Here is a 959-nt window from a genome sequence, read left to right on the forward strand (position 1 = left end):
CGGCGGCGCGGGGCGGACGCGGGCTCCCCGGCGGGCGCGGGGCCGCCGGTGTGGGTGGCCTCCGGCTCCCCGGGTGCCGCTCCCGCGCTGGGGAGGGCCTCCTCGGGTGCCTTCGGCAGGTCGTCTGACAAGACATCTCCCTGGCAGGAATTCAGGGCACCGACGTACGTTTCGCGTCCATGCCAAGGGGAAGACTCTTCGACCGGCCCCTGGGTTGCAAGGGAGTTTGGTTACGATCCAGCCATGGCCAAGAAACTGGTGATCAAGGTGACCGCGGGCGTCGACGCCCCGGAGCGCTGCTCGCAGGCGTTCACGGTGGCGGCGGTGGCGGTGGCCAGCGGCGTGGAGGTCTCGCTCTGGCTGACCGGCGAGTCGGCGTGGTTCGCGCTGCCGGGAAGGGCCGCGGAGTTCGAACTGCCGCACGCCGCGCCGCTGCCCGACCTGCTGGAATCGCTCCTCGCCGCCGGCCGGGTGACCCTGTGCACGCAGTGCGCGGCACGGCGCGGGATCACCGAGGCGGACGTGCTGGAGGGCGTGCGGATCGCCGGCGCCCAGGTGTTCGTGCAGGAGGCGCTGGGCGAGGACACGCAGGCCCTCGTCTACTGATCGCGCTCGTCCGCAGGCCGCTTCCGGCCACGGTCCGCGGGAGGGGTCAGCCGCTCCCCGGGCCCGGCGGGGGTTTGCGCCGGCCGTCGAGCTCGTCCCACCAGGCGTCGGACCTCTCGTCGCCGCTGGTCTCGTCCCACCAGCGGTCGTCCGGGCCCCGGCGGTTGGCGACGACCGCCGCCACCGGCGGGATCACCATGGCCACCACGCACATGGCCACCGCCACCGGGACCGACCACAGCCGCACCACGCCCCATGCCAGGACGAAGAGTCCCAGGCAGGTGCCCATCAGGACGAAATAGGCGCGGCGCCGTCGCGCGTACATGCCTCCAGCGTAGGCATGCCGCGCGACG

2 protein-coding genes are annotated in these 959 nt (G+C 73.5%); one reads left to right on the plus strand and one right to left on the minus strand.

Going from position 1 to position 959, the window contains the following annotated elements; translation table 11 throughout:
* Window positions 1-243: 243 nt before the first annotated feature.
* Window positions 244-606: a DsrE family protein gene (locus A2U95_RS20680; protein ID WP_166025508.1), complete on the plus strand. Its 363-nt coding sequence runs from the start codon at window positions 244-246 to the stop codon at window positions 604-606.
* Between the two features lie 46 nt (window positions 607-652).
* Here the strand turns inward: A2U95_RS20680 and A2U95_RS20685 are convergent, their stop codons facing one another.
* Complete coding sequence (locus A2U95_RS20685) at window positions 653-931, minus strand: DUF3099 domain-containing protein (protein WP_166025510.1); 279 nt, start codon at window positions 929-931, stop codon at window positions 653-655.
* Window positions 932-959 lie beyond the last annotated feature (28 nt).

This window comes from Streptomyces chilikensis (assembly GCF_001642695.1).
In the GTDB taxonomy this organism is placed as follows: Bacteria; Actinomycetota; Actinomycetes; order Streptomycetales; family Streptomycetaceae; genus Streptomyces; species Streptomyces chilikensis.

Excerpts from the sequence above, each read along its gene's own strand:
- A2U95_RS20680 (WP_166025508.1), top strand. The coding sequence starts at position 244 with ATGGCCAAGAAACTGGTGATCAAGGTGACCGCGGGCGTCGACGCCCCG.
- A2U95_RS20685 (WP_166025510.1), bottom strand. The coding sequence starts at position 931 with ATGTACGCGCGACGGCGCCGCGCCTATTTCGTCCTGATGGGCACCTGC.